Origin of the sequence: Enterococcus sp. C76 (genome assembly GCF_040886985.1) — a bacterium.
Classification (GTDB): Bacteria; Bacillota; Bacilli; order Lactobacillales; family Enterococcaceae; genus Enterococcus_B; species Enterococcus_B lactis.
Map to the genome: position 1 here is coordinate 1 of NZ_JBFOEY010000068.1, position 319 is coordinate 319.

1 pseudogene is annotated in these 319 nt (G+C 29.8%); it reads right to left on the bottom strand.

Annotated elements, in window-relative coordinates:
• Positions 1-287: pseudogene (locus AB3I00_RS14785) on the bottom strand (hypothetical protein); the annotation flags it as partial.
• Between the last annotated feature and the right edge of the window lie 32 nt (positions 288-319).

The following is a 319-nucleotide window of genomic DNA, read 5'->3' on the forward strand; positions in this document are numbered from 1 at the left end:
TTCTCAGGAAAGATAATATCTCCTATTTTTATTATTCGCTTATCATCTTTTGATTGGTCGTATCGATTATCCACAATAACTTCTCTTTTGCAGTTATAATAATCACTCAAAGCTCCGACTTTCTGAACTAGGACTCTAACTGTTAAACTAATAGATTTGCTAAAATAAAGTTTGTTAATTTCAAGAATACGAATAATGATGTACTTCTCTCCTAAATATTCAATAGATTCACCAATATTTACTTTTTCGTTAAATCCCTCTCTATATAGTTTTAGAATAGTTAACATTATTTACTCCCTTTTCCACTGGCACAGCAAAC